The following is a 24,898-nucleotide window of genomic DNA, read 5'->3' as shown; positions in this document are numbered from 1 at the left end:
AAAATAACAGTACTATTTTGTTTTACATCATTAGAGATTCAGCAATCGCTTCAGATGCCTGTCATAAATATTGTCATATACGCACTGTCCTACCACTTCGGCGTGTTTTTCAAGCAATGCGTTGTACTTGTCGATTTGTTCGGCAGCCAGTTTAAACGCCACGTGCACAAGTTGGCGCATATTGGGGTTGTATTGCGGATGACCCGGAATGTGACGAAGGGCGTTGGCCAAATCTTCGTTGCTCCATGATTTTACTGTTTCGGCAGAAGGTAATTGCGCCGGGTCAATGTCTATCACATCGGCATAGGGTGCACAAAGCTTCTCCACATTCTGAAGCGCTTTGGCATAAATCTCTTTTGCGAAATCCAGGGCTTCGCCGCCGGCCAATGCCAACCCAATCACCTCTTCGAGCCAGGTGGTACCGGCTGTTTTCAGGTGAAAGCCTTTGCCATGTTTTTGGGTGAGGTCGCGAATGGGCTCATAGATGCTAAACTTGTCGCTGCCCGAGTGGATGCTCATTTTTAGCTCTGCGGGAAGGCCAAATTGCTCAATGGCAAAATCAATCACCATCAAATCTGCTTCAAACTCATCGGCAAACTGTTTGGTATTGCCCACATAATCAACACCCTTGTTAAACCGTCCGGTGAATTTTGGCGCAATGGTTTGTACCGGCACGTTGTAATACGCCAGCATCGCTAAAATAAAAAACATTTCAACCGGCGTTTGGGGGTTTGGCACTTCGTCCATCGACACTTCGGTGATGAAATTGCCTTCGCCTTTGGCAGCCACTATTTTTTTATAAGTTTCACCAGCCATGCAGGCAGCATAAAGAAACTGATAGGTGATTTCCTTAAGCTGTGATTCGTTAACTACAATGGGTTTGGCAATGCCGGGTATGTTAAAGGTACCAATGTAAGGTTTCATTTTGGCTATGAACGCTTCGGCTTCGGCGCAATCGCCCTGTTTGCCTATGTATGATGCCACATCGATGGTGAAAAAATCCGATGCCGCCATAAATTTATCAACTGTATCCAGGTTGATGTGGTCTGCATCAACAAAGTAAGGCTTTGTCCAGCCCAATGCTGAAATGGCCTTGTCAACAGCCGCGCGGGTCTCTTCGGGTTTGCTGCCAATAAAGGAGTGTTCGCGGTTCGATTTGTTCCAAACCGGGGTAATGCTGAATCCTTTTTTTTCTGCATCAATCACGGCTTTCAATTGAGCCTCTGCCTGATGGGCAAAACGGTCGCCCATCCCGATGGAGTATTTTGATAATTTTTCCATGTCGTATAGTGTTAATATAATTACTTGGTGACTAACATTTAGATGGTGGTTTTTCTGAATTGCTAAAACAGATCCACATTTTCAACATTGATAATTTCTACAGGCTGAAACTCCTTTTTAGATGGGATTTGACGTGTGGTCAGGAATTCAAACATCCGTTTAACCGCTTTACCCGACTGCTCCATCGGTTTTTGTCCTATCAGAAAATTGATGATGCCTTTTTTGAGGTAGTCGGTGTTTTTTCGTGTGAGTTCATAACCAACCAGTATGGTGTCTTTCAGTTTTTTGTGTTCCAGATATCTTGCAATCACGTGTGTTTTGGCACTCGACACCAGAATGGCGCCAATGTTTTTGTTGGTGTTGAGGATGGAGTCCATGCGTACTTCCACATCGGCTCTCTCGGCCGAAGGAATTTCCACGGTGATTTTCATCCCTCTGTTTTTGCCGGCATCTAAAAAATAGCTCATGAATCCCTGGTTGCGGCGGTTCAGGTGCTGGGTGTTTTCAAGGTCTTTGGCAATGTTAACAATGAGAATGTCTTTGTCGGCATCCAGTCCATAGTCAATGAGGCTGGCCGCCACGCGTCCGCCCTGGTAGGCGTCCTCACCAATAAACGAGAGGCAATTGGAGTCTTCAATAAAGGTGTCGATGAAAATGTAGGGGATGTTTTTGGTGTCGAGGTCGGCACAAAACTGGATGGACTCTTTTTTGAGGATCGGCGCAAAGATGACGCCTTCGGGATTGTACTCGATAATCTCCCTGGTTTTGGCAATGAAATCGGCCTCGTTGTGTAGCTCAAAAAAGAAAAAGTGCACATCCACAAAGAATGGGCGTAACTCGTTCACAGCTTTTTCGATGCCTTGCGGGTGAGCCATCCAATATACGTTATCCTGACCTCCGCGCGGCAGCAGAGCAGCCAAATGGTACTGTTTTTTAGATGTGAGTGCCTGTGCCACAATGTTGGGTTGGTAGTGCATCTCCCGCGCAATGGTAAGAACCTTTTCTCTGGTTTCGGCAGCTACTTCGCCACGGTTGTGCAGCACCCTGTCTACTGTACCGATGGATACCCCTGCTTTTTCAGCAATATCTTTAATTCTGACTTGTTTCATTGTCGTGTGATGTTTGAATTAAGGCAGTTTGGTTTGTGGTTGCCTTATTCGTCTGATTGCTTCTTATTCGTATTATATGTTCAACGCAGCAATCTTTATGAATCTTGATGACAGATGTTTAAATCGGCCATGTGTTGGTTTTGATATCAGTTGACCACAACAGGCGCATCTTGTTATGCGTATGTTGTAGTCAACTGTTTTATCTGTTTTACGGGGCTTATTGCTCCCGCGTGTCGATGTTAGAATCCAAATAAACGTGGCACTATTAGGCTGATGGCCGGTATGTAGGTAATCAGCAATAACACCACTATCATCGCTATGAAAAATGGAATCATCGGTTTCACCACATCCTGTATCTTCAGCTTGGCCACACTACAACCTATAAAAAGCACAGCTCCCACAGGTGGCGTACACAATCCTAAGCAGAGGTTACTAATCATGATGATACCAAAATGGATGGGGTCGATACCCAACTGTGTGGTTACAATGGGCAGGAAGATGGGCGTGAAGATGAGTACTGCCGGTGTCATGTCCATAAAAATCCCCACAAAAAGCAGAATGAAGTTAATCATCAGCAGAATGATGATGGGGTTTGACGATACCGACAGCAGTCCATCGCTCACTGTTTGCGGAATGTTCTCGAATGACATAACCCATGACAAACCCATAGAGGTGGCAATCAGAAGCATCACAATACCGGTGGTTTTAACCGTATTTACAAAGATGCGCGGCAGGTTGTGTAATTTTACCTCTCCGTATAAAAATGCCAGAACCAGACAGTAAACCACTGCTATGGCAGATGCTTCGGTAGCTGTGAATAAACCGGCTACAATACCGCCAATCACAATCAGAAGCATTAAAAGACTGGGTATAGCACTTAAGAATTTCTTAATGCCTTGAACAAAAGTAACCGTTTGCCCCACAGGATATTTTTTGCGATAGGCATAAACGCCTCCCACAATCATCAATGCAATACCGGTAAGAATGCCAGGCAGATATCCGGCAAGGAACAATGCCGCAATGGAAACGCCTCCACTGGCAAGTGAGTAAACAATAAGTATGTTACTGGGAGGAATCACCAAACCGGTTGTAGCTGAGGTGATGTTGATGGCTGCCGAGAAATTCTCTTCATAACCCTCTTTCTTCATCTGAGGGCCCATGATGGAACCAATGGCCGATGCCGATGCAGCTGCCGAGCCCGAAATGGCGCCAAACAGCATGTTGGCAGTTACGTTCACAAAGGCCAGACCGCCAGGCAGACGACCTACCAACACTTTGGCAAACTCAATGAGCCGGATGGCTATCCCTCCGGAGTTCATCAGCTGTCCTGCCAATATGAAAAATGGTATCGCCAGTAGCGAAAAACTGTCGAGACTGGTGGCCATGCGTTGGGCCAGAGTTGAGAAGGCCGGCATGGCGTCAAAGCTTACCAGCATGGTTGCCATGGCCGAAAGACCAATGCTATAGGCCACCGGTACTCCAATGACCAGAAAAAAGAGAAAGGAAAGTATGAGTACTAAGATTCCAATTATATCCAAATCCATGGTTGTTGATTTTAAAATCAGTTTTTGAATGTGTGGGTCGAAGCCTCCAGGCTTCAGCACTAAATGTTTTTTAGCTTTGGAGCGCTTTAAGCTCGTGGTTAAGCAGTTTTATGTCGTCAGCTGCATAATAGGTCATCAGCAATCCACTAATGGGCACAATCATATACACATAACCAATTGGGATTTGCAATGCTGCTGAAATCTGACCAAGGACAAAGCGCGTGTAAACGAGCCAAATACCACCTACAACCATAATGGATAAGCAAAAAATAATTATCAGGATGTTGATGAAAATCATTAGTCTGGTTCTGGATATGGGTGATAGTTTTCCATGCAGTATATCAATGGCAAGGTGTTCGTTTTGACCTTTCACGTAGGCAGCACCGGCCATGCCAACCCAAATAAGCAGGAAGCCTGCCAACTCATCGGTAAATGAACTTGGGTTGGCAAAAACATAGCGGCTGGCTACCTGCCATACCACATCGAGTACCAGGGTAGCCATGATGATTACCAGAAAGACTTCAAGAATTTTGTCTATTCGTGTTCTGAGCGTCATGAGATGATATTTTTTAATTATAGTGATGTTGATATTTCAGTCTCCTGGTCGGCTTCGGGCGCAGGCGTTTCCGTTGGTTCTGTTTGGATGGCTCTGATTTGGTTAATCAGGTCATACACCCTGGGAGTCGATTTGTAGAGGTCAAATACGCCTTCTACACGTGCCATGAAGGGTGTCTTGTCGGGATAAATCACCTCAACGCCGGCGGCTTTTACTGCTGCCAGGGCTTCCATTTCTGATTGGTACCACAACTGACGCTGAACCACTGCCGACTCGTCAGCAGCTTGTTGCAGCCACTCACGTTCCTGCTCGTTGAGTTTGTTCCAGGCATGGGTGCTTATAATCATCACGTCAGGAATCATGGTATGCTCGTTCAGCAGGTAGTATTTACACACTTCGTAATGGCGCGACAGGTAAAAACTGGGGGGATTGTTTTCGGCTCCGTCAACCACACCGCCCTGAAGCGCTGTGTATAATTCACCCCAGGCAATGGGCGTAGGGGCGCCACCCATGGCACGCACCATTTCTACGGCTGTAATACTTTGCATCACGCGGATTTTTTTACCACGTAAATCTTCGGGGGTCTCAATTTTTGATGAGGTGTAAAAGCTGCGTGCACCCGCATCGTAAAAACAGAGTCCTCTGAGCCAGAACCGGTCACCTTTTGACAGCATGGCATCGCCAATTGGGCCATCTAATACGGTGAACAGATGCTCTTTGTCTCTGAAAATATAAGGAAGACCAAATACTTTGTACTCTTCAACAAAACCTTCCATAGCGGCTGCAGATACCTTGGTCAAATCCATGCTGCCCAACTGCAGCAACTCAAGGCTCTCGCGCTCCGACCCAAGCACGCCACCGGGATAAATCTGTATCTCAATTTTACCGTCGGACAACTCGTAGGCACGCTTGGCCATATATTCCATGCCAAGGTGTACCGAGTGTTGTGTATCCAGCGTATGGCCAAGTTTTAATACCTTAACATCGCTCTTTAAGCCACATCCCGAAAGAATTAACGTGACCAAAAACAATGTTATTGCAAAATTTTTTTTCATGTTTTGATGGTTTATTAGAATAGATGTTACAATCCTGAATATATGAGTGACAAACAGGGCTGTGTGGGCTTGGTTGTTTTGCTTGGGCTTTTGGTAAAAAGGGCTGTCCCTCTCTGTAATAAGAAAGACAGCCCCGTTGTTCTATGGTTATACGTTGTATGTTGTGGAAGCAGTTGTTCCACCACGACCTGTCCAGTTGGTGTGGAAGAACTCACCGCGTGGCTTGTCGATGCGCTCATAGGTGTGCGCGCCAAAATAGTCGCGTTGTGCTTGCAACAGGTTGGCTGGCAAACGTTCGCTGCGATATCCGTCAAAATAGTTCAGTGCAGTGGCAAATGCTGGTGTGGGTATGCCATTCAGTACTGAGGTAGCTACCACATTGCGCCATCCGGCCTGGGCTTTTTCAACCACATCTTTAAAGAATGGGTTCAGCAACAGGTTGGTGAGGTTCGGATTGGCATCAAATGCTTCTTTAATTTTTCCTAAGAATACAGAGCGGATGATGCATCCACCACGCCACATGAGCGCAATACCACCATAATTCAGGTTCCAGCCATACTCCTTGGCTGCGGCGGCCATCAGGGCATATCCCTGCGCATAAGATACCACCTTTGAAGCATATAGTGCGTCTTGCAAATCTTTCAGGAATTGCTTTTTGTCGCCTTTAAACTCTGGTTTTGGTCCTGAAATTACCTTTGATGCTGCTACACGCTCATCTTTGATGGCCGAAAGACACCTTGAGAATACAGCCTCGCCAATAAGGGTCAACGGAATACCCAAGTCAAGCGCTGAAACGGCTGTCCATTTTCCAGTACCTTTTTGACCGGCAGTGTCCAGAATCTTTTCAACCAACGCTGTGCCATCTTCATCTTTATAAGCCAAAATGTCGCGGGTAATCTCAATGAGGTATGAGTCCAGTGGCCCTTCATTCCACTCTTTGAAAACCTGGTGCATCTCGTCGGCATCCATTCCCAATACATCTTTCATGATGTGGTAGGCTTCGTTGATGAGCTGCATGTCGCCATACTCAATGCCGTTGTGCACCATCTTCACGAAGTGACCGGCGCCATTTTCGCCAACCCAGTCGCAGCAGGGTGTACCATCTTCAACTTTTGCTGAGATGCTCTGGAAGATGGGCTTCACGATGGGCCATGCTTTGGGTGAACCACCTGGCATAATGGAGGGGCCTAACAAAGCACCTTCCTCACCTCCCGATACGCCGGTGCCGATGTAAAGCAGACCTTTGCTCTCCACATAGGCTGTTCTACGGTCGGTGTCGGGGAAATGGGTGTTGCCACCATCAATGATAATATCGCCGGGCTCCAGAAGCGGAATAAGGCTTTCGATGGATGCATCTACGGCGCTACCAGCTTTAATCATCAGCATCACTTTACGAGGACGCTCAAGCGACTGCACCAACTCTTCAAGGGTGCGCGTACCTTTTATGTTTTTGCCTTTGGCACGGCCGGCCATGAAGTTGTCAACTTTATCGGTCGAACGGTTGTAAACCGATACCTGAAAACCTTTGCTTTCCATGTTCAGCACCAGGTTTTCGCCCATTACGGCCAGGCCAATAAGGCCAATGTCTGATAATGCTTTCATTATTGTTTTAATTTATAAGGGTTGTTATTTTATGATGGTCAGATGTTTGATTTACAGAGAAAAGAGGTTTCGATTACGGAATTAAACGAATAGGTTGCCAAAATTACTTAAGCATCTGATAGAACCTAATTATCTAATCTATCCATCTTACATCTAATCATCTAACATCTAAATATCTTACATCTAGATATCTTACATCTGTTTTTAATCTTTAAATCTATCCTTGTGTGCCCACAATCCGACTGCCGGATTCGAAATATAGAAAATTTCTTCGCCATCGGGCATAATATTCACGCCATCTTTTAGTTTTTCAGGATTATAGCGTGACATCATCTCTTTTAAATCGGCATATTTAAAATGCACAGATTCTATCTCTTCTTTGGTGAGATGACCCGGGCAGTAAGTAACTGAAAACCGTCCCTCTGAGCTGCCGTGAATCAAGTGGGCTGCTGCACCCAGGTTGTTTTTCATGTCCTCGTTGCTTTCCACATACTCCAACGTTTTGGGTGTGCCGCAGTAGCCATATTTTCTGATAATTTTATCGATGGTTTTGTCTTCGCCAAACTCCTTAAGTGCAGGTGCCAGCACAATCAGTTCAGCACCATCGGCCATTGCCATGCGTGTGCGGTAAATACTCTTGTTGCCCAGCCATGTGCTTTTAAACTCAGTGGGGTCAAGATAAACCACCACTTTTTTCAAAGGCTCGGGCACCATTTCAAAGTTTACTTTGATGGATAGGTCAGCGGCCAGTTCAAAAACTTCTTCGTCATCGCCGATAAAAATACCGCGTGTTACCAGGTTGCCATCGCTGTTACGGCCAACCACGGTTTGCACATAGATGATGGGCAGATGTTTGGCAAAATTCTCCGATGCATAGTTCAGCACCTTGCGCACAGGGTTGTTGGCGCGTCCCATGATGCGTTCCATGCCATACACTGCACCAATAAAGTGGCTTTTGTTGATGCCTTCGGAGCCGCCGGTGCCAACAAAGATGTTTTTGTTGTAGTTGGCCATGCCTATTACTTCGTGGGGCACCACCTGGCCGATGGACAAAATAAGGTCGTGATTGCCTTCTACCAGCAGTTTATTCACCTGTGCCGGCCAATCATAAGTTACCCTGCCTTCAGTTATTTCTGAGATGAATGCGCCGGGCACTACGCCGAGGGTCACCACATCGTTGCGCCAGTCGTGCACCCTGAACAAACTTTTTGGCACGTTAGGGAACATGTGCTCAATTTCGTGGTCGGGCATGGCAGTGTGCGTACCCAATGCCGGCAAAATATCAACCAGTTTATCCTGGTAATATTGCCATGCATAGGCCGTTAGCTCTCCCGAGCGCGAATGGTAACGGGTGTAGTCGGGCGGTAGGGCAAGTACTCTTTTCCGCGGGCCCAATTTTTCGAGAGCCTCATACAGTGCGTTCTTCAGGTCATCCGAAGTCAGCACATCATTTTCCGAACCACGTTGATATAGTACCATGATGTTTTTCTTTGAATTGTTGAAAATAGCAGGGCTATCCGAACAACATGTCGAAATAGCCCAATGCTTCATTTACCTTCTCACGCGGGCGTTGCCACCCCAGATGCTCCAAACCATCTCTTCGTCGGCTGGCTGGGCATAGTCGGTGAGGAAGGTGGTGGCCAATGCACCGGTAGCCCATCCAAACTGAATCCATTTTTGTGGTTCCCAGCCTTTCAGGATGCCGTAAAGCATGCCGCCTACAAATCCATCGCCACCACCAATGCGGTCGAGCACACGTATTTCGCGAGGTTCTACCACATGCCAGTTGTTGCCTTCGAGCATGATTCCGCCCCACAGGTGCTCGTTGGCATTTTCAACTTCACGCAAGGTGGTTGCAAACACAGAGGCGTTGGGGAATGTCTTCTTCACGCGGATAATCATCTCCTTAAAGCTGTCGATTTTATCGGCAATGGCTTTTCCGCCGGCCTCGGGGCCTTCGATGCCAAGGCAAAGCTGGAAATCCTCTTCGTTTCCAATCAGGATGTCTGATACCGAGGCAATTTCAGTAAAAATCTCGTGTAGCTCTTTTTCGCGGCCTTTCCAGAAGGAGGCGCGGTGGTTCAGGTCAAAAGAGATGCGTGTGCCATGTTTTTTTGCGGCACGTGCCAGCTCCAGACAGAAGGTGCCTGTGTCGGGCGAGAGGGCTGCAATAAGCCCGGAGAGGTGCACAATCTGTACGCCTTCTTTTCCGAAGATGCGCTCCAGGTCAAAATCTTTTACGTTGAGGGTACGCCCTACCTCGCCGGCACGGTCGTTTTGCACGCGGGGTCCGCGAGCGCCAAAGCCGCTGTCGGCAATGTTGAACTGGTGACGGAAACCCCACGGGTCCCCTTGCTCCACTTCGGCGCCTTCATATTCCATGTGGCGGGTTTTGAGGTTGCTCTTAATAAACTGAGCAATGGGGCTATCCTTTACAAAGGTGGTGAGCACCTTCACCGGAAGGCCTAAATATGATGAGATGCTTGCTACGTTGGTTTCAGCACTGGTAGCCTGCATCATAAATGTATCGCTGCTATGTACGGGTTGGCCGTTAACAGGCGTGATGCGCACGCCCATACTGGTGGGAACCACCAGTGACCATTTAAACTCTTTTTTCAATTGAATACTCATCTTGGTTCGATTTTAAGGGTATGTAAAGCTCTGTTTGTCGTAGATAATTAGATGTGAGATACAACAGATGTAAGATGATTAGATGTTAGTAGATGTTAGATTATAGAAGTAAGGTTAACCAATTATTGTGGTGACAAAGCATCTTCCCATTGCAATCTAGCCCTCTAAGCATCTGTCATCTATCCCTCTAAAATCTCTAATCTATCCTTCTAAACATCTTTTATCTAAACATCTCTAATCTAAATATCTTTTATCTAATTATCTTTTATTAAACGCCGCTGTATGCACTGAATCCACCATCAACGGGAATAACTACGCCGGTAATGAATTCTGACCAGTCTGAAAGGAGATAGAGCAGCGATCCGGTTAACTCTTCGGGTGTTCCGTAACGTTCCATTGGCGTTCCGTTGATGATTTTTTTGCCGCGTGGGGTCGATTCGCCGGTTTTTTCATCTATCAAAAGAAAACGATTCTGGTTGGTGAGCAGGAAGCCTGGTGCAATGGCATTCACGCGTATACCGGTCTTGGCAAAGTGCACCGCCAGCCATTGCGTAAAGTTGTTGATGGCTGCTTTCGATGCCGAATAAGCTGGAATACGGGTCAACGGACGGTAGGAGTTCATCGATGAGATGTTCACAATGCCGCCTTTTCCAAGTTCTAACATGTCCTGGGCAAAAATCATTGTTGGCAACAGGGTTCCTTTAAAGTTCAGGTCAAAGGTTTTGTCAAAGCCTTCAAGCTGAAGACCAAAGAAGGTGTCTTCCAGGTTGTCGCCTTTCTCCATTTTTTCGACTTTCGATGTGGCCGTGGCTGCGTTGCCGCCGGCACCATTCACCAGAAAGTCAATTTTGCCCAACTCGCTGTTGATGGCCTTTTTTGCTGCTTCCAATGAGGCACGGTCGAGCACATTGGCTGCGAAACCTACCGATTTTGCACCTGTTTCGGCTTCAATTTCGGCAGCAACTTTTTGCGCTGCTTCCAGGTTCAGGTCCAGGATGGCTGTTTTTGCCCCATGCATGGCCAGTGCTTTGGCCATGGTGGAACAAATAACGCCGCCACCGCCTGTAACCACAGCTACTTTGCCCTTCAGGTTCAGTTCTTTGATGGGAGCTGTCATAACGTTTAGTTTTTCACTTTATTAATGGTATTCATCAGTTCCTTTACCTTTTCGGTGAGGCCTGCATAGTCCTTCTTATCCATTATCTCTTTTGGGAAGAGGTTTGAACCCATGCCCACGCAGGTTACTCCGGCGCTAAACCAGCCTTTCAGGTTGGCTTCGGTGGTGTCTACACCGCCGGTAGGCATGATGTTGGTCCATGGCATTGGGCCTTTCACTGCTTTCACAAATGAGGGGCCTCCAATTTCTGATGCTGGGAACATTTTCACCACCTCGGCACCCAGTTCCTGTGCTTTGTTGATTTCTGAAATGGTGCCACAGCCGGGCGACCACGCCACACCTCTGCGGTTGCATACCTTAGCCATTTCTTCATTCAACAATGGAGAAACAATAAAGTTGGCACCCAATTGAATGTAAATGGCTGTAGTAGGCGCATCCACCAGTGAGCCAACGCCTAATATCATGCCGGGAAGCTCTTTTAGTGCATATTTGTTTACTTCGCCGAAGATTTCATGTGCAAAATCACCACGGTTTACAAATTCGAATACTCGAATGCCTCCATCGTAGCAGGCTTTTACCACATTCTTGCATACTTCCACATCTGAGTGGTAAAATACTGGAACCACTCCGGTGGCTTTCATAGCCATGACCACTTCACTGCGACTATATTTTGCCATATTAATTTCCTTTTTTTGTTTGTTTGGATGGGAAATGCCGGCCGGTAATTTCACCGACCGGCTCTCTCCACAAATTTATTGTCATCGGCGTTATCGCGATACGCGACCTGAAGCATCGCCACCCATAAGTTTCTCAACCTCTTCCACAGTCACCTGGTTGAAGTCGCCAAGAATGGTGTGTTTCAGACAAGATGCTGCGGTTGCAAAGCGCAACGCTTTTTCGTCGTCGTTGGTATAGGTAAGCAATCCGTAAATCAAACCACCCATGAATGAGTCGCCACCGCCTACACGGTCAACAATGTGGGTAATCTGATAGGTTGGTGCTGTAAACAAGTTTTTACCATCGTAAAGCACGCCCGACCATGAGTTGTGGTTGGCACTCACCGAACCACGAAGGGTGGTGATAACTTTCTTCACGCGAGGAAACTGTTTCATGATTTGCTGCGATACGCTGCGGTATGCTTCAGCTTCCACATGACCACCCGTTACATCCACACCTTCCGGCTTGATTCCGAGAACCATCTCTGCATCTTCTTCATTACCCAAAACAATGTCGCAACCTGCAACAAGTTCAGGCATTACTTCGCTCGCTTTTTTGCCATATTTCCAGAGGTTTTTACGGTAGTTCAGGTCGGTTGAAACGGTGATGCCTTTTCTGTTGGCAACCTGAATGGCTTCCAGACACGCGTCGGCTGCTCCCTGCGAAACAGCAGGCGTAATGCCGGTCCAGTGAAATAATGATGCGCCTTCCAGAATCTCGTCCCAGTTGAACTGTCCTTTTTTCACTTGCGAAAAAGAGGAGTGGGCACGGTCGTAAACCACTTTGCTGGCACGAGCCACAGCACCGGTTTCAAGGAAGTAGATGCCCAGGCGCTCGCCACCAAATTGAATGTCTTTTGTGTCGACGCCATATTTCTTCAACTCCATGTGGCAGGCAGTTCCAATTTCGTTTTTTGGAAGGGCTGTCACAAATGATGAGTCTATGCCATAGTTGGCCAATGATACGGCCACGTTGGCTTCACCGCCGCCATAGCAGGCATCAAACGAGGTGGCCTGCGCAAAACGCTGATATCCGGGTGTGGATAAGCGTAACATGATTTCTCCGAAAGAAACAACTCTTGGTGTCATCTATTTAATTTTAATTGGTAAGATTTTACGTAACTGTTTTTAACTGATTAAAAACCGAAATAATTCATCGGGTTGTTGTAACAGATGTCTTCAACCACCGTTTTGAGCAATGCCTGGTCGTTGGGGATGAGACCCTGGTCGATTTCAGTGCCCAGGTGGTTACAAAGTATTCTGCGGAAATATTCGTGACGCGGGTAGGAGAGGAAGCTCCTTGAGTCAGTTACCATGCCTACAAAACGGGCGGTAAGACCCAAAACTGACAGGTCGCGAAGGTGCTTTTCCATACCTACTTTTTGGTCGAGGAACCACCAGCCGGCACCATATTGGATTTTTCCCGGCGTGCGGCCATCCTGGAAGTTACCCAGCATGGTGACAAACATCTCGTTGTCGGCAGGGTTTAGATTGTAAAGGATGGTTTTGGCCAGTTTGTCTTCTGTATCCAACAAATCCATGAAACGTGAAATTTTGTTGGCATCCTGCGAATTTCCGATGGAGTCAAAGCCCACATCAGCCCCAAGTTTTTTAAACATGCGGGTGTTGTTGTTACGCATGGCGCCCAGGTGAAACTGCTGAACCCATCCACGTTTGTGGTTCATTTTACACAGTTCGTACATCACGTAAGTACGGTAGACTTCTGTCTCTTCGTCGGTAAGCAACTGGCCATTGCGCAGTTTTTCAAATGATTTGTCAGCACCAGCGGCAAAGTTGGGCGTATAGTACAATCTGTCCAATCCGTGGTCTGATGCTTTACAGCCCATTTCATGGAAAAATGCATGGCGCTCGTCCAATACCTGAATCAGGTCAGCCAGTGTTTTAATGGTTTTTCCGGATACGGCTTCCAGCTTTTGAATATAGCTGTTAAAGAATTGGGCATCTTCAGTTTTAAGCACATTGTCGGGTCTGAAAGTGGGACGCACTTTCACGCTGAATCCCTGCAATGCCTTGTGATACTCCAGTGTGTCAATCGGATCATCGGTGGTACCAATTACGGCCACGTTCATTTTCTTAATCAGATTTTGAGTCCTGAAACTGTCCTGCTGAAGCATTTCAGTAGCCTGGTCATAAATTTTACCGGCATTTGCTGGCGACAAAAGTTCGTAGATGTCGAAATAGCGTGCCAGTTCAAGATGTGTCCAGTGGTGAAGTGGGTTGCCAATGGTGGAAGGCACCGTTTCGGCCCATTTCTGAAACTTGTCGCGGAATGATGCTTTCCCTGTGCAAAACTCCTCATCCACACCGTTGGTGCGCATGGCGCGCCACTTGTAGTGGTCTCCTTCCAGCCATATTTGCCCCAGGCTTTCAAACTGATGGTTATCAGCTATCAGTTTTGGCGATAGGTGGCAATGGAAGTCCACGATGGGAAGCTTCTCTGCATAGTCGTGATAAAGCTTTTGAGCTGTTTTTCCTTGAAGAACAAAGTCCGGATTGATAAAATTTGCCATATTTTTTTGTTGTCGTTAACGAACACGAAGATAGAACAGGTTTGGTTTTTTTCCAAATGTTTTTTTAATAATTAATGACGAATTTTTTCATAGTGACAATGTTTGGTGGCTTTAAGTGATTGATAAACATTGCAAAACATATGTGGGTTTGATAAGTGTTAAACTTTTTATCCAATGGTTTATTGCCATACATTTAAGGTGTGTTTTTACCTTGTATGAAAAAAGATGGTTGAAAAATTGTGTTTTTTGTGCAAACGTTTGTATTTTTGCATTTGAATCATACAAACAACCTATGAAGCGAATCACCATTATCGATATTGCCGAGGCACTCAACATTACGCCATCAACCGTATCACGGGCGTTGGCCGGTAACCTCAGGGTGAGCGAGAGCACGCGTCGAAGGGTGATGGACAAAGCAAGGGAGTTGGGATATCAGCCCAATATAGTGGCGGCATCGCTGCGCAAAGGGAAGAGTGATACCATCGGGATGATGGTGCCACGCATCAACAGGCATTTTTTCAGTCACGTGATCAGTGCCGTGGAAGAGGTGCTTAATCCTGCCGGCTATAATTTACTGATTTGTCAAAGTCACGAACGGGTTTTGCGCGAAGAGCAGGCCATTAACGTGTTGCTTAAAAACCGTGTGGCAGGTATTATAATGTCTCATGCCATGGAGATGAGTGATTTCTCGCATATTCTTAAAGCAACATCTGAAAATATTCCGGTGGTGCAGTTTGACCGGGTAACCAAACAGGTGCCAGGGCCACGTATCATAAACGATAATTTTTCAGGTGGGTATATGGCCGTGAAACATCTTATCCGAAGTGGTTATAAACGCATTGGCCACCTTACCGGTTCGCTCAGTGTGAATGTGTATCAGGATAGGTTTCGTGGATATAAGTATGCGCTGGATGAGGCATCGATGCTTATAGATGCGACTCACACCTACCAGGGTGCCATCACGCGTGATACCGCACTGAATTGTGCCCGTGAGCTTTTAGAAAAACATCAGGTGGATGCCATATTTTGCGCAGGTGATTATGCTGCCATTGGTGCAATGGAAGCCATCCGTGAAAAAGGATTGAAAGTGGCCGATGACATAGGCGTAGTCGGTTTTGCCAATGAGCCGTTTGCAGATATAATCTCTCCGGGTCTCACCACGGTTGAGCAAAATGCTTATGAAATAGGTATCCGGGCGGCAAATTCATTGATTCAACTCATTTCCCGCTCCGGTTATACTGCCATCCAAACCGAAGATGTGGTGCCGGTGCGGTTACTGGTTCGTGATTCATCCATGAAAAACGGCAGTAACGTTTAGCTCTTGTGGTAGCTACGGTTATGACCTTAAATTGTATTAGAATATTATTTCAATAGTATAACCTTAAAAGAGTAGAATTATGCAATGGGAATTAAGGTATGCAGCCCATCCGGCTGATGCAAAAAACTATGATACCGAACGTTTGCGTAAGGATTTTCTTGTGGAAGATCTCTTCAGTTCCGGCATTATTAAAGTGGTTTATTCCATGTACGACCGTTTTATTGTTGGTGGTGCCATGCCCACAAAAGCTGGTAGTAAACTTGAGCCTTTCGAGGAACTTAAAGCGCAGTACTTTCTGCAACGACGAGAAATTGGTTTTATCAATGTTGGTGGACCGGCTGTGATTAAAGCGGATGATGTTGAATACAAACTTGGTTATAAGGAAGCGCTCTATCTTGGTAGTGGCAACCAAAATGTGGTGCTGGCATCTGAAGATGAGGCAAACCCTGCCAAACTCTATATTAATTCTGCACCTGCGCACAAACAGTATCCCAACAAAAAAATCACGTTGGCCGATGCCGAAGTGGTTGTGCTTGGTGCGCTTGAAACTTCTAACCACCGTCAAATTAATAAGTTGATGGTAAACAGCGTGGTGGAAACCTGTCAGCTTCAAATGGGAATGACTGAACTTAAGCCGGGAAGCGTTTGGAACACCATGCCGCCGCATACTCACAACCGCCGTATGGAGGCTTACTTCTATTTTGAAGTGCCAGAAAACCAGGTGGTGTGTCATTTTATGGGGCAACCCGACGAAACCCGCCACATCTGGATGAAAAATGAACAGGCCGTAATCTCTCCGTCATGGAGTATTCACAGTGCTGCCGGTACTTCAAACTATACGTTTATCTGGGGTATGGCTGGTGAGAACCTTGACTATGGTGATATGGACACGCGTCAACCTTCTGAATTGAAGTAGTATGATGGATGGCATGTGGCAAAACTATGATGAGGCTCCCGTTACCCATCTCTCGGCTGATATCGAGCGACGCATTATAAAAACGGATAACCTGATGTTGGTGGTGGTCGATTTTTATGATGGCCCCACCGAAGCACCAGACCCTTTTCACCAACATGTACATGAGCAGGTCTCATTTATCGCCGAAGGTGAAATCCTTCTTTTTGAGGGCGATAAAGAACCGGTAGCACTGAAGAAGGGTGATATGTTCGCAATGCCATCAGATGTGCCTCACACCATTCAGCGGCTCACCAAACATGTGCGAATTGTGGATTCGTTTACACCAATCAGAGCGGAATTTTTAACCAAATAAAGAACTTGAATTATGATAATCAACGAATTGTTTAATCTTGCGGGCAAAGTTGCCCTTATAACAGGCGGAACTCATGGTATTGGAATGGCCATCGGAAAAGTGCTGGGGCAGGCTGGTGCCAAAGTGGTGGTGAACGACCTGTCACAGGAACGCCTCGATGCTTGTAAAGCTGAATATGCCAAGGATGGCATCGATGTGTTTACACTTGTGTTTGATGTAACCAACGAGGCCGATGTGGACAAAGGCATCTCGCTCATCGAGGAAGAAGTAGGCAGCGTGGATATCCTTGTAAACAATGCAGGAATCATTAAGCGTATCCCTATTTTAGATATGCCCCTCAGCGATTTTAAGCAGGTGATTGATGTGGACTTGATTGCTCCGCTCATCGTTGCCAAACGTGTGGCGCCAAAAATGATTGAGAAGCGTGCCGGAAAAATCATCAACATGTGCTCCATGATGAGTGTTTACGGTCGTAATTCTGTGTCTGCCTACGCAGCTGCCAAAGGTGGACTGAAATTGCTTACTTCAAACATGACTTGCGAGTGGGCTAAATATAACCTGCAAATCAATGGTATTGGCCCCGGTTACATCGCCACTGCACAAACAGCGCCCATCAGGGAAGGCAATCATCCATTCAACGATTTGGTTATGACCCGCACACCTGCCGGACGATGGGGCGAGCCTGAGGATGTGGCCAATGCAGCGCTGTTCCTCTCATCCAAAGCCAGTAATTTTGTCAATGGCCATATTCTTTATGTGGATGGTGGTATATTGGCTAACTTCGGCTATGTGAAAGGCGAAAATGATATCTAGTTGTGTCAGGCGAAGGGTACTTTATCTGATTCCTTCGCCTGATGCTTCTTTTATTTATAACCCTTTAAATTTACTCCTATGAATATAAAGTACATCTTTTCAGTGGCAATAGGTCTGATGTTACTGGTTTCATGTGGCAAGGTGCAACCACCTGTTTTTGAGCTGGCCAATCCTTTTAATGAACCTGTTCTTGGAAAAGCTATTGTTCTGGATAGAGCCACAGTTGAACCATTAATACAGGGTGATTTTACCGATAAGTCTTTGATTCAGGTTACCGATCGCCGTGGTCGGGTTCTGATATCTCAACTCGACGATGTTTCTGGTGATGGGAAATGGGACGAACTCGTCTTTCTTGCCAGTTTTGGTGTTGCTGAACTACAACAATTTAGTTTTACAGCTCTCCCTGCTGATGCAATTCAAGAGTTTCCAAAACGTACCAATGTGCGCTTTGCATATAAAAATCCTCCTCATGGTGATGCGAAAGGTGATTTAAGACTAAAATCTACCGATAGCCCAACCATATCGGCCATATATCAGATGGAAGGTCCGGGATGGGAAAATGACATTGTGGGCTTCCGCAACTATTACGATGCCAGAAATGGGATGGATATTTTCGGAAAACGCACCAGCGATATGGTGCTTGACCATGCCGGTATTGATGGACAGGACTACCACGTACTCGACCATTGGGGTATGGATATTCTCAAGGTAGCCAATTCGCTTGGTGCCGGTGCCATTGCATTGGGCATTGGTGATGAAATTTACCGCATTGGCCTTGCCGATGAGGCTGGTTTCCGCCTGATTACTGAAGGGCCGGTACGCTCTATCCTCGAACTCTATTTTAACGGTATTGCCGTCGGTAATCGTAACTACAATGTGGTTCACCAAATCTCAATTTATGCGGGCGACCATTTTTATCGCAGCAAGGTTTGGGTCGAAGGTCTTATTGGCGATGAGGTGCTTTATTCCGGTGTGGTTGACTTACACGAACTGGAGCCATTTGAACTGGCATCGGCTGGCTACACCATCATTGGCACACATGGCAATCAGGGTTTCGACGATGAAATTCTCGGTCTGGGCATCATCATCCCCGATGAGCAGTTTCTTCACCTGAAGACAGCACCTAAATCCGGCGAAGGGGTAACATTTACACACCTTACAGGCATTAAACTCTCTTTTGATGCTCCCTCTGAGTATGCTTTTTTTGCCGGATGGGAACTTCAAGACCCCGGTTTTACATCTGAATTTTATTTTAAAGATATGCTCACCAAAGCGGCTTTGAAACTTGATGGCCGACTCTGGTAGCTGATTGGTAATTGATTTTTTTTTATTGTTTAAGTGGTTGACCGCCTCCTTCACAACACCGTTTGTGGAGGAGGCGGTTTTTTGTAAGGGTTGGTGATGCTTCCATTTCCGAAAGTAAAAGCAGTTCCTAACGGCTGTACAGTATTAACGACAACTATAATAGCCGCAAAACTTTGGTATATTTAACTTTAACTTTGAACAATTGTTGAAAGTTGAACTGTATATCTCAGTGAATCTTTTTCTAACTTTACATCTTTAATAGTCTAATTGCATATACCTATGCATTCAATATAAGGTAATCACATGAAACGAACCATGAGAGCCAGACTCTCACACATGTGGATGACTAATTTGGTGAGTTCCATCCCGATAAATCGGGACAAGCTCTGGTAATTAAAAATAAATTATATACAGATGAAAGCTGTTTTTCTGTTATTTCCAGTTTTAATGCTCGCTTTTGCTTGCAAACCGCGCACTACAAATCAGCAGGTTGTTGCTGAAACTCCTGATTTAGTAGTTGATATGCACAACTCACGCACGTCTCTCGACTGGGCTGGCACATACGTTGGTCTGCTGCCCTGCGCCAGCTGTTCCGGAATTCTTACGGAGCTTACGTTAGGCTATGACGAAACATTTATATTGCGCCAAACATGGCAAGGAGCGGAGACTGAATTAACCGATGTGGTTAGCGGTACTTTTTCATGGAATGATGCCGGATCAGCCATTACACTGAACAATGTAGATGGCATGCCGGGGCATTATTTTGTGGGCGAGGGATATCTTTTGCACCTCGATGCCGATGGTAACCGCATCCAGGGTGAATTAGCCGACCATTACAGGTTGACATTGCAGTGATTCTAAAACTTTTTATTCTAAATGGGGCATCATCACCATCATATTCATCCGGATAAAAAAGATCCGGGCGTACGTAAGAGACTGAAAGTGGCGTTTCTGCTCAACTTTTCATTTACCATCATCGAGTTTATAGGCGGGGTATATACCAATTCCATTGCAATCATTTCCGATGCTGTACACGATTTGGGAGATACCATTGCCATTGGAAGCGCGCTTTGGCTCGAGAAGGTGTCGGAGCGCGGCCGCGACGAAAAATACTCATACGGATATAAGCGTTACTCTACTTTAGGAGCTTTCATTACCAGTGCCATCTTACTTGCAGGCAGTATCATCATTATTTACGAAGCGATTCCCCGCATACTTAACCCACAGCCGGTAATGGCCGTTGGTATGATGGTGATGGCGGTGCTTGGAATCATATTTAATGGCATTGCCGTTTTGCGACTTAAAGGAGGAAATCAGTCTCTTAACAACAAGGCCGTTATGCTGCATCTTATTGAGGATGTTCTGGGTTGGATAGCGGTTTTGGTAGGTAGCGTTGTTATAAAGTTTACCGGTTGGTACTGGATAGACCCCATCCTTTCGTTGGGAGTGGCAGCCTTTATTCTCTATAATGTGATTGTCAATTTGAAGGGCATTGCAGCAATTTTTATGCAAACAACCCCCCGCGATTTTGATGGCGATAAGGTGTTAAGCGCATTGATGGCCATTCAAAATGTTCTGGAAGTGCATGACATTCATACCTGGAGTATGGATGGTAACTACCATGTGATGAGCGTGCATCTTGTGGTTCCTGTTGATCTTACTTCGGAACAGCAGGTGTCTGTTAGGTCTGCTGCCAATGTGGTTCTGCGAGAAATTGGCATTGATCACCCCACCATTGCCATTGAGTTTCAGGGTGAGGTATGCGATATATGCAAATAAAAAAAGAGGAAGCTCATTGAGAGCATCCTCTTTTTAGTATGGTACGTGAAAGAATAATCATTTTTCCTTTCCGTGGCCGGCATTTTCAGAGATTAGTAATCTCTTCTGCTACCTCTTTCTTTGTTGAAACCGCCGCCACCGCCGCTGTTTCTTCTGTTACCGCTGTCACGACCTCCGCCGAAACCGCCTTTGTTGTAACCACCTTTGTCGAATCCGCCACGGTTGCCACCGCCACCACCACCAAATGAGCGCTTACGGTCAGAATCTTTTCTCTCTTCTGATTTGTTAACAACAATGGCGCGTCCATCAACTTCGGCGCTGTTCAATTCATCAATGGCCTTCTGGGCCGCTACGTCATCGGGCATTTCAACAAAACCGAAACCTCTGCTTCTGCCTGAGAATTTGTCAGTGATGATGCGTGCTGAGGACACTTCACCATAAGCTTCAAACAGCTCTCTTAATTCAGCTTCTTCCAAACGAAAGGGTAAGCTGCCAACGAAAATGTTCATCCTAAGATATTTAAAGAATTAAATTGTTCCCTAAAGATATGGTTTTTATTATTCAGATGGTATTCTTTATAAAAAAACTTACTGAAAATATTTGTTTTATGGTATTGAATCTCTCTGTTCTATCCTCACACAAGCAGTTTTCTAACCTTGTAAGGCGTTATTTTCCTAAGGATAGATGAAGCTCAGTCGATTGCCGTGGTTTGTTTTTGCGTCCGTTAGATTTAATGCTTTTAGCAAATATTACTTAACTGACTTGCTCCTTTTTCTTTTTTTTATGAGCCAGCCACCAAATAACAAAACCACTTATCAGTACAATTAACAAAGTAATACCGGCCAAGGGTATATATAATATATAGAGAGACCCTAAAAGATGCTGAAAAATTCTTCCTGTATGTACATCCAATGCCACATTCCATAGCGACATAGGGGTTGCCTCGATGATTGGCTTGGGCATTTGTGGTGGCGTATTTGACCCACTTAAGTGCTCCAGTCCACGACTGTAATCCACTACATATCTGTCAGTAGAGGTGCGGATGTATCCTGAAATCAGATTTTCTGATATGGGTGATCCCATGCGCCCGGATGGACTGTAAAAGCTATTGGTCATCACGTTGATGATAGCTCCTGTTTGCACATCCCATTTAAATAGGCCTGTAAATGAACCAACAATGTAATTGCCCAAAACCGAAGGATGTGGTTCAAGTACGGTACATCCCATTACGCTAACCGGTGGTTGCATTGGTACGCGCTCGGCCGGAGCAGAGAAAGTATTATCAAAAAAGAAGAATCCATCAGAGGTGGATACCAGATACCTTTCATGCGCTTCGTCCCAAATTATGCGGCGTAACTTGTCATGCCATGGGTTGGGGTTGTCTAAAATTGTGTATGGTATTTTGTTTACTTTTTTTGGTGCAATGGTGATGAGTAGTGGTGGCCTTAAAAACATGCCGGTAATGGCTGTTATCACTAGAAAAAATGCTAGTATGTAGCCAACTTTGTTGTGTAATTTCAAGTTTTGAACAAACGCCTTCTTAACCTTCTCAACTCCTTGCTCTTTCTTTTTTCTGCGTTTTATCCATCCCGGGAAAATCCAGTGTAGTATCCCGGTCACACTCAAAAAAATTAGTCCTAAACCCAAAATATCGACTGCAATTTTGCCCACTTCACCAAACAACTCTCCACTGTGCAGTGTCCACAAGGTTCTGAAGAGGCTTACTTTATTGTCATCATGTAGCGAAGGAGGGAGGTTCACTATCTCAAAATCCTTTAGGTTTGATGTTAGCAACAGTTGAGATCTGGTAAGTATATGGATTTTTTCGTCGTGTTCAGTTAAATCTGTAATTCTCTTATGCGAAACCGGAATATTTACTGGTTGCCACGTTTCACCGTTGTAGCTGTAAAGTCCAAAGAGCGTCCCGGCAAGTAATTCGCCGTTGTTGGTTAACAGCATGGCATCAATTTTTCTGTTGTCGATGCCTTTTGGAAATCCCTCGTTCAAATCGATGAACCGATCCATTTTTTCGGTGGTGAGCCAGGCGCCAATGTTACCATATATCACCATGTCGTCTGGCGATACGTGAACTGCCCCGCGAATCGAAGCAAGGTTCCAGTTGTTTAACCTGAAATCTGGTGGCAGCAGATTACGTGATACATCTACTGCTGAGAACCAGTTTCGGTGATTCAGTATTATCCCCGATAAGGAAAAGAGTATGACAAATACAGCAAGTATAATACCCGGCCATTTGTGAAACTTACGCATGGCCTTTAGCCATTTACTTCGGGTTGATTTTTGTTTAAGTCTTTCGCTCATCTGCAAAATGTCAATTGGTTTGATTAGACTGTAATTGTATTGTTTACTCTGCGAGCATCGGGGTGTCTGCTGCTGCGTAAAAATATTAAAAAACTAAAAGTGGACAAAAATATCTTCAATAAAAATCAATATTGAATCAAATCAGTAAGTATATGCATTGGCAAAATGCCGATTTTTACATGTTTTTTGCGGTATGATGTAACCGTGAATGCTTTTTTTCGTTACAGACTGGTATAAGCATTTTTAAATTCTGTTTCTTTGTGCTGAAACACTACCGTGGGGCTACATAAAGGTGCTGCAGCGGGTGAATGAGGTTTGATTTTTAATCGATTTTTATGGATAAAGTTTTAAAAGCCAGACACTGGCAACTGTTTCTATTTGTATTTATTATTCCGTTTGCACTTTTTTTGTCAGCGTTTATGGTGCCCCTTTATTTTTTTAATGGCGCCTGGTTGTTTTTTGCTCTGCCTGTCGCAATTGTCATCGCCCAGTTGACATTGTATCTGTGGATGTGGTCGGTTGGTACAGTGGTGTATCGCAGATTTGGCCTGCAGCAATTCTTTTCTAATGGACTCTTTCGGAGCCTGATTATTGTTCCGGTGGTAATGATATTATTGGTAATGGCCTTCTGGATATGGGGTGCATCCATTTTAAGTATGGGTAAATTCTCCATGGCCAATACGCTCACAGGTGCACTTTGGATTCTGATTCCTTTACAGATGGTGCTTATCATAAGTAAGTTTTATTGCTTTTATTTTACTGCCAAGGTGCTACGTTCGGCTGAACTGCAAAAGCCTGCTGTTTTTGATGAACTTATCTCTGAGTTTATTCTGATGATTATTTTTCCTGTTGGATTGTGGTTTTTACAGCCTAGAATCAATGGTTTGATGTCAAAATAATCCAGTTTATACAGATTCGTTTTAGTTCAGAATCCACCTTTTTTAATGCCACATGTTAATTTGATATTTGGTTAATTTGCAGCATATTAAGTAACTGTTTTAATTATAGAAACTTGTTACAGATGAGAAGAGTGTTAGATTTTAGACAGATAGAGTAGTTGAGAAAGATGATAAGAACGATCTTCTTTTCTGTTTAATCTTGTCTATTAGTCTAAATGAGAAATAATATTCATCCAACTTTTTTAAAATCTAATATCTTACCATCTCAATCATAAATTCGATATTTTTTTCATACTCTTTAAGTCAGATATTAAAAATACTCGTAAATTGGATTCTCAAAGGATGCACATTTACGAGTATTTTATTTATAAAAATCTTGAATTATGTTGTTTCTTGCCGATAGTGCCAATCTGGATGAGCTTGAAAAGCTGTTCTCTTATTTTCCCTTGGAAGGGGTTACAACCAATCCATCGATAATTGCTACCGAAGGGCGACCATTGACCAAACTGTTGCCACGACTTAAAGAGCTGGTAGGTGAGAAAATGTTGCATGTTCAACTGATCAGCAACAAAGCCGACCGCATGCTCGACGAGGCCTTGCGTTACCAGGAATTTCTTGGTGAACATGTGAATTTCTACGCTAAAATTCCCGTCACCGAAGAGGGTTACAAAGCCATGCCCATGCTCAAAAAGCGAGGGCTGAAAGTTACAGCTACTGCGGTGTATACCCACCTGCAAGCATTGGTTGCTGCGCGTGCCGGTGCCAATTATGTGGCGCCTTATGTGAGCCGTCTCGACAATATTTCCTCACACGGTATCGAAGTGGTGCAACATATTGTGAAGAGTTTTAACGACTACAAGATGCCAACCAAGGTGCTGGCTGCCAGTTTTAAAACAGTGGATCAGGTGCATCGTGTGACTTTAACAGGCTGTTACGCCGTTACAGTTTGCTATGAGGTGCTTGAGCGACTCAGAAGCCATCCGCTCACCGATATGAATGTGGATTGGTTTTCGCGTGATGGTGCCGAGTTTTACGACATAAAATATTAACTCACC

At 45.2% G+C, this 24,898-nt stretch carries 23 protein-coding genes; 9 read left to right on the top strand and 14 right to left on the bottom strand.

Annotation, left to right across the window (positions count from 1 at the left end):
- Nucleotides 1-30: 30 nt before the first annotated feature.
- From ALKIM_RS0102660 to uxaC, 12 genes are all read right to left on the bottom strand, one after another.
- Entirely contained in the window at nt 31-1,281 is a 1,251-nt protein-coding gene (locus tag ALKIM_RS0102660; protein ID WP_026473303.1) for a tagaturonate epimerase family protein, read from the bottom strand.
- A 62-nt stretch (nt 1,282-1,343) separates the two neighbouring features.
- Nucleotides 1,344-2,390 (bottom strand): substrate-binding domain-containing protein, encoded by a 1,047-nt coding sequence (locus ALKIM_RS0102655; protein ID WP_026473302.1) that lies wholly within the window; start codon nt 2,388-2,390, stop codon nt 1,344-1,346.
- 239 nt (nt 2,391-2,629) lie between these two features.
- Entirely contained in the window at nt 2,630-3,934 is a 1,305-nt protein-coding gene (locus ALKIM_RS0102650; protein ID WP_044117702.1) for a TRAP transporter large permease, read from the bottom strand.
- Nucleotides 3,935-4,004: 70 nt separating this feature from the next.
- Nucleotides 4,005-4,490 carry a TRAP transporter small permease gene (locus ALKIM_RS0102645; protein WP_026473300.1) on the bottom strand — a complete coding sequence of 162 codons (486 nt, stop codon included), beginning with the start codon at nt 4,488-4,490 and terminating at the stop codon, nt 4,005-4,007.
- A gap of 17 nt (nt 4,491-4,507) precedes the next feature.
- Entirely contained in the window at nt 4,508-5,545 is a 1,038-nt protein-coding gene (locus ALKIM_RS17375; RefSeq protein WP_044117701.1) for a TRAP transporter substrate-binding protein, read from the bottom strand.
- A 147-nt stretch (nt 5,546-5,692) separates the two neighbouring features.
- On the bottom strand, nt 5,693-7,147 hold the full coding sequence (gene gnd, locus ALKIM_RS0102635; RefSeq protein ID WP_026473299.1) for a decarboxylating NADP(+)-dependent phosphogluconate dehydrogenase: 1,455 nt from the start codon (nt 7,145-7,147) through the stop codon (nt 5,693-5,695).
- Between the two features lie 204 nt (nt 7,148-7,351).
- Complete coding sequence (locus tag ALKIM_RS0102630; protein WP_026473298.1) at nt 7,352-8,626, bottom strand: lactate racemase domain-containing protein; 1,275 nt, start codon at nt 8,624-8,626, stop codon at nt 7,352-7,354.
- A gap of 72 nt (nt 8,627-8,698) precedes the next feature.
- On the bottom strand, nt 8,699-9,778 hold the full coding sequence (locus ALKIM_RS0102625) for a sugar kinase (RefSeq protein ID WP_044117700.1): 1,080 nt from the start codon (nt 9,776-9,778) through the stop codon (nt 8,699-8,701).
- 268 nt (nt 9,779-10,046) lie between these two features.
- On the bottom strand, nt 10,047-10,895 hold the full coding sequence (locus ALKIM_RS0102620; RefSeq protein WP_026473296.1) for an SDR family oxidoreductase: 849 nt from the start codon (nt 10,893-10,895) through the stop codon (nt 10,047-10,049).
- A gap of 5 nt (nt 10,896-10,900) precedes the next feature.
- Nucleotides 10,901-11,572, bottom strand: a complete 672-nt coding sequence (locus ALKIM_RS0102615) for a bifunctional 4-hydroxy-2-oxoglutarate aldolase/2-dehydro-3-deoxy-phosphogluconate aldolase (RefSeq protein ID WP_026473295.1) — start codon at nt 11,570-11,572, stop codon at nt 10,901-10,903.
- Nucleotides 11,573-11,662: 90 nt separating this feature from the next.
- Nucleotides 11,663-12,700 carry a sugar kinase gene (locus tag ALKIM_RS0102610; RefSeq protein WP_026473294.1) on the bottom strand — a complete coding sequence of 346 codons (1,038 nt, stop codon included), beginning with the start codon at nt 12,698-12,700 and terminating at the stop codon, nt 11,663-11,665.
- Between the two features lie 47 nt (nt 12,701-12,747).
- Nucleotides 12,748-14,142 (bottom strand): glucuronate isomerase, encoded by a 1,395-nt coding sequence (gene uxaC / locus ALKIM_RS0102605; protein WP_026473293.1) that lies wholly within the window; start codon nt 14,140-14,142, stop codon nt 12,748-12,750.
- Nucleotides 14,143-14,434: 292 nt separating this feature from the next.
- Between uxaC and ALKIM_RS0102600 the strand changes: the two genes are divergently transcribed.
- From ALKIM_RS0102600 to ALKIM_RS0102570, 7 genes are all read left to right on the top strand, one after another.
- Nucleotides 14,435-15,460, top strand: coding sequence for a LacI family DNA-binding transcriptional regulator (locus tag ALKIM_RS0102600; protein ID WP_044118095.1), 1,026 nt, complete (start codon nt 14,435-14,437; stop codon nt 15,458-15,460).
- A 79-nt stretch (nt 15,461-15,539) separates the two neighbouring features.
- Nucleotides 15,540-16,376: a 5-dehydro-4-deoxy-D-glucuronate isomerase gene (kduI, locus tag ALKIM_RS0102595; protein ID WP_026473291.1), complete on the top strand. Its 837-nt coding sequence runs from the start codon at nt 15,540-15,542 to the stop codon at nt 16,374-16,376.
- A 1-nt stretch (nt 16,377) separates the two neighbouring features.
- Entirely contained in the window at nt 16,378-16,728 is a 351-nt protein-coding gene (locus ALKIM_RS17370; protein WP_052345260.1) for a cupin domain-containing protein, read from the top strand.
- Nucleotides 16,729-16,740: 12 nt separating this feature from the next.
- On the top strand, nt 16,741-17,541 hold the full coding sequence (locus tag ALKIM_RS0102585; protein WP_044117699.1) for a gluconate 5-dehydrogenase: 801 nt from the start codon (nt 16,741-16,743) through the stop codon (nt 17,539-17,541).
- Between the two features lie 78 nt (nt 17,542-17,619).
- On the top strand, nt 17,620-18,846 hold the full coding sequence (locus tag ALKIM_RS19505) for a DUF4861 family protein (RefSeq protein WP_235714361.1): 1,227 nt from the start codon (nt 17,620-17,622) through the stop codon (nt 18,844-18,846).
- A gap of 414 nt (nt 18,847-19,260) precedes the next feature.
- A complete protein-coding gene (locus tag ALKIM_RS0102575) occupies nt 19,261-19,701 on the top strand; it encodes a copper resistance protein NlpE (protein WP_026473288.1) in 441 nt (146 codons plus the stop codon).
- A 21-nt stretch (nt 19,702-19,722) separates the two neighbouring features.
- On the top strand, nt 19,723-20,625 hold the full coding sequence (locus ALKIM_RS0102570) for a cation diffusion facilitator family transporter (RefSeq protein ID WP_026473287.1): 903 nt from the start codon (nt 19,723-19,725) through the stop codon (nt 20,623-20,625).
- Nucleotides 20,626-20,717: 92 nt separating this feature from the next.
- Here ALKIM_RS0102570 and ALKIM_RS0102565 read toward each other — a convergent pair whose 3' ends face one another.
- Nucleotides 20,718-21,134 (bottom strand): RNA recognition motif domain-containing protein, encoded by a 417-nt coding sequence (locus ALKIM_RS0102565; RefSeq protein WP_026473286.1) that lies wholly within the window; start codon nt 21,132-21,134, stop codon nt 20,718-20,720.
- 244 nt (nt 21,135-21,378) lie between these two features.
- Nucleotides 21,379-22,944: a PepSY-associated TM helix domain-containing protein gene (locus ALKIM_RS0102560; protein ID WP_052345257.1), complete on the bottom strand. Its 1,566-nt coding sequence runs from the start codon at nt 22,942-22,944 to the stop codon at nt 21,379-21,381.
- 335 nt (nt 22,945-23,279) lie between these two features.
- Between ALKIM_RS0102560 and ALKIM_RS0102555 the strand changes: the two genes are divergently transcribed.
- Nucleotides 23,280-23,843, top strand: coding sequence for a hypothetical protein (locus ALKIM_RS0102555; protein ID WP_026473284.1), 564 nt, complete (start codon nt 23,280-23,282; stop codon nt 23,841-23,843).
- A 383-nt stretch (nt 23,844-24,226) separates the two neighbouring features.
- Nucleotides 24,227-24,892: a transaldolase family protein gene (locus tag ALKIM_RS0102550; RefSeq protein ID WP_026473283.1), complete on the top strand. Its 666-nt coding sequence runs from the start codon at nt 24,227-24,229 to the stop codon at nt 24,890-24,892.
- The last annotated feature ends 6 nt before the right edge of the window (nt 24,893-24,898 follow it).

The organism is Alkaliflexus imshenetskii DSM 15055, from assembly GCF_000517065.1.
Lineage (GTDB): Bacteria > Bacteroidota > Bacteroidia > Bacteroidales > Marinilabiliaceae > Alkaliflexus > Alkaliflexus imshenetskii.
Note: the sequence above shows the minus strand (reverse complement) of the source record. Positions and strands in the feature narration are given on the sequence as shown.

Bases quoted from the DNA above. Each gene is read 5' to 3' on its own strand.
- ALKIM_RS0102645 (WP_026473300.1), bottom strand. From the start codon at position 4,490: ATGACGCTCAGAACACGAATAGACAAAATTCTTGAAGTCTTTCTGGTA.
- ALKIM_RS0102585 (WP_044117699.1), top strand. From the start codon at position 16,741: ATGATAATCAACGAATTGTTTAATCTTGCGGGCAAAGTTGCCCTTATA.
- ALKIM_RS0102620 (WP_026473296.1), bottom strand. From the start codon at position 10,895: ATGACAGCTCCCATCAAAGAACTGAACCTGAAGGGCAAAGTAGCTGTG.
- ALKIM_RS0102555 (WP_026473284.1), top strand. From the start codon at position 23,280: ATGGATAAAGTTTTAAAAGCCAGACACTGGCAACTGTTTCTATTTGTA.
- ALKIM_RS17375 (WP_044117701.1), bottom strand. From the start codon at position 5,545: ATGAAAAAAAATTTTGCAATAACATTGTTTTTGGTCACGTTAATTCTT.
- kduI (WP_026473291.1), top strand. From the start codon at position 15,540: ATGCAATGGGAATTAAGGTATGCAGCCCATCCGGCTGATGCAAAAAAC.
- ALKIM_RS19505 (WP_235714361.1), top strand. From the start codon at position 17,620: ATGAATATAAAGTACATCTTTTCAGTGGCAATAGGTCTGATGTTACTG.
- ALKIM_RS0102660 (WP_026473303.1), bottom strand. From the start codon at position 1,281: ATGGAAAAATTATCAAAATACTCCATCGGGATGGGCGACCGTTTTGCC.
- ALKIM_RS0102610 (WP_026473294.1), bottom strand. From the start codon at position 12,700: ATGACACCAAGAGTTGTTTCTTTCGGAGAAATCATGTTACGCTTATCC.
- ALKIM_RS17370 (WP_052345260.1), top strand. From the start codon at position 16,378: ATGATGGATGGCATGTGGCAAAACTATGATGAGGCTCCCGTTACCCAT.
- ALKIM_RS0102570 (WP_026473287.1), top strand. From the start codon at position 19,723: ATGGGGCATCATCACCATCATATTCATCCGGATAAAAAAGATCCGGGC.
- ALKIM_RS0102625 (WP_044117700.1), bottom strand. From the start codon at position 9,778: ATGAGTATTCAATTGAAAAAAGAGTTTAAATGGTCACTGGTGGTTCCC.
- uxaC (WP_026473293.1), bottom strand. From the start codon at position 14,142: ATGGCAAATTTTATCAATCCGGACTTTGTTCTTCAAGGAAAAACAGCT.
- ALKIM_RS0102575 (WP_026473288.1), top strand. From the start codon at position 19,261: ATGAAAGCTGTTTTTCTGTTATTTCCAGTTTTAATGCTCGCTTTTGCT.
- ALKIM_RS0102655 (WP_026473302.1), bottom strand. From the start codon at position 2,390: ATGAAACAAGTCAGAATTAAAGATATTGCTGAAAAAGCAGGGGTATCC.
- ALKIM_RS0102630 (WP_026473298.1), bottom strand. From the start codon at position 8,626: ATGGTACTATATCAACGTGGTTCGGAAAATGATGTGCTGACTTCGGAT.
- ALKIM_RS0102600 (WP_044118095.1), top strand. From the start codon at position 14,435: ATGAAGCGAATCACCATTATCGATATTGCCGAGGCACTCAACATTACG.
- ALKIM_RS0102565 (WP_026473286.1), bottom strand. From the start codon at position 21,134: ATGAACATTTTCGTTGGCAGCTTACCCTTTCGTTTGGAAGAAGCTGAA.
- gnd (WP_026473299.1), bottom strand. From the start codon at position 7,147: ATGAAAGCATTATCAGACATTGGCCTTATTGGCCTGGCCGTAATGGGC.
- ALKIM_RS0102550 (WP_026473283.1), top strand. From the start codon at position 24,227: ATGTTGTTTCTTGCCGATAGTGCCAATCTGGATGAGCTTGAAAAGCTG.
- ALKIM_RS0102615 (WP_026473295.1), bottom strand. From the start codon at position 11,572: ATGGCAAAATATAGTCGCAGTGAAGTGGTCATGGCTATGAAAGCCACC.
- ALKIM_RS0102560 (WP_052345257.1), bottom strand. From the start codon at position 22,944: ATGAGCGAAAGACTTAAACAAAAATCAACCCGAAGTAAATGGCTAAAG.
- ALKIM_RS0102650 (WP_044117702.1), bottom strand. From the start codon at position 3,934: ATGGATTTGGATATAATTGGAATCTTAGTACTCATACTTTCCTTTCTC.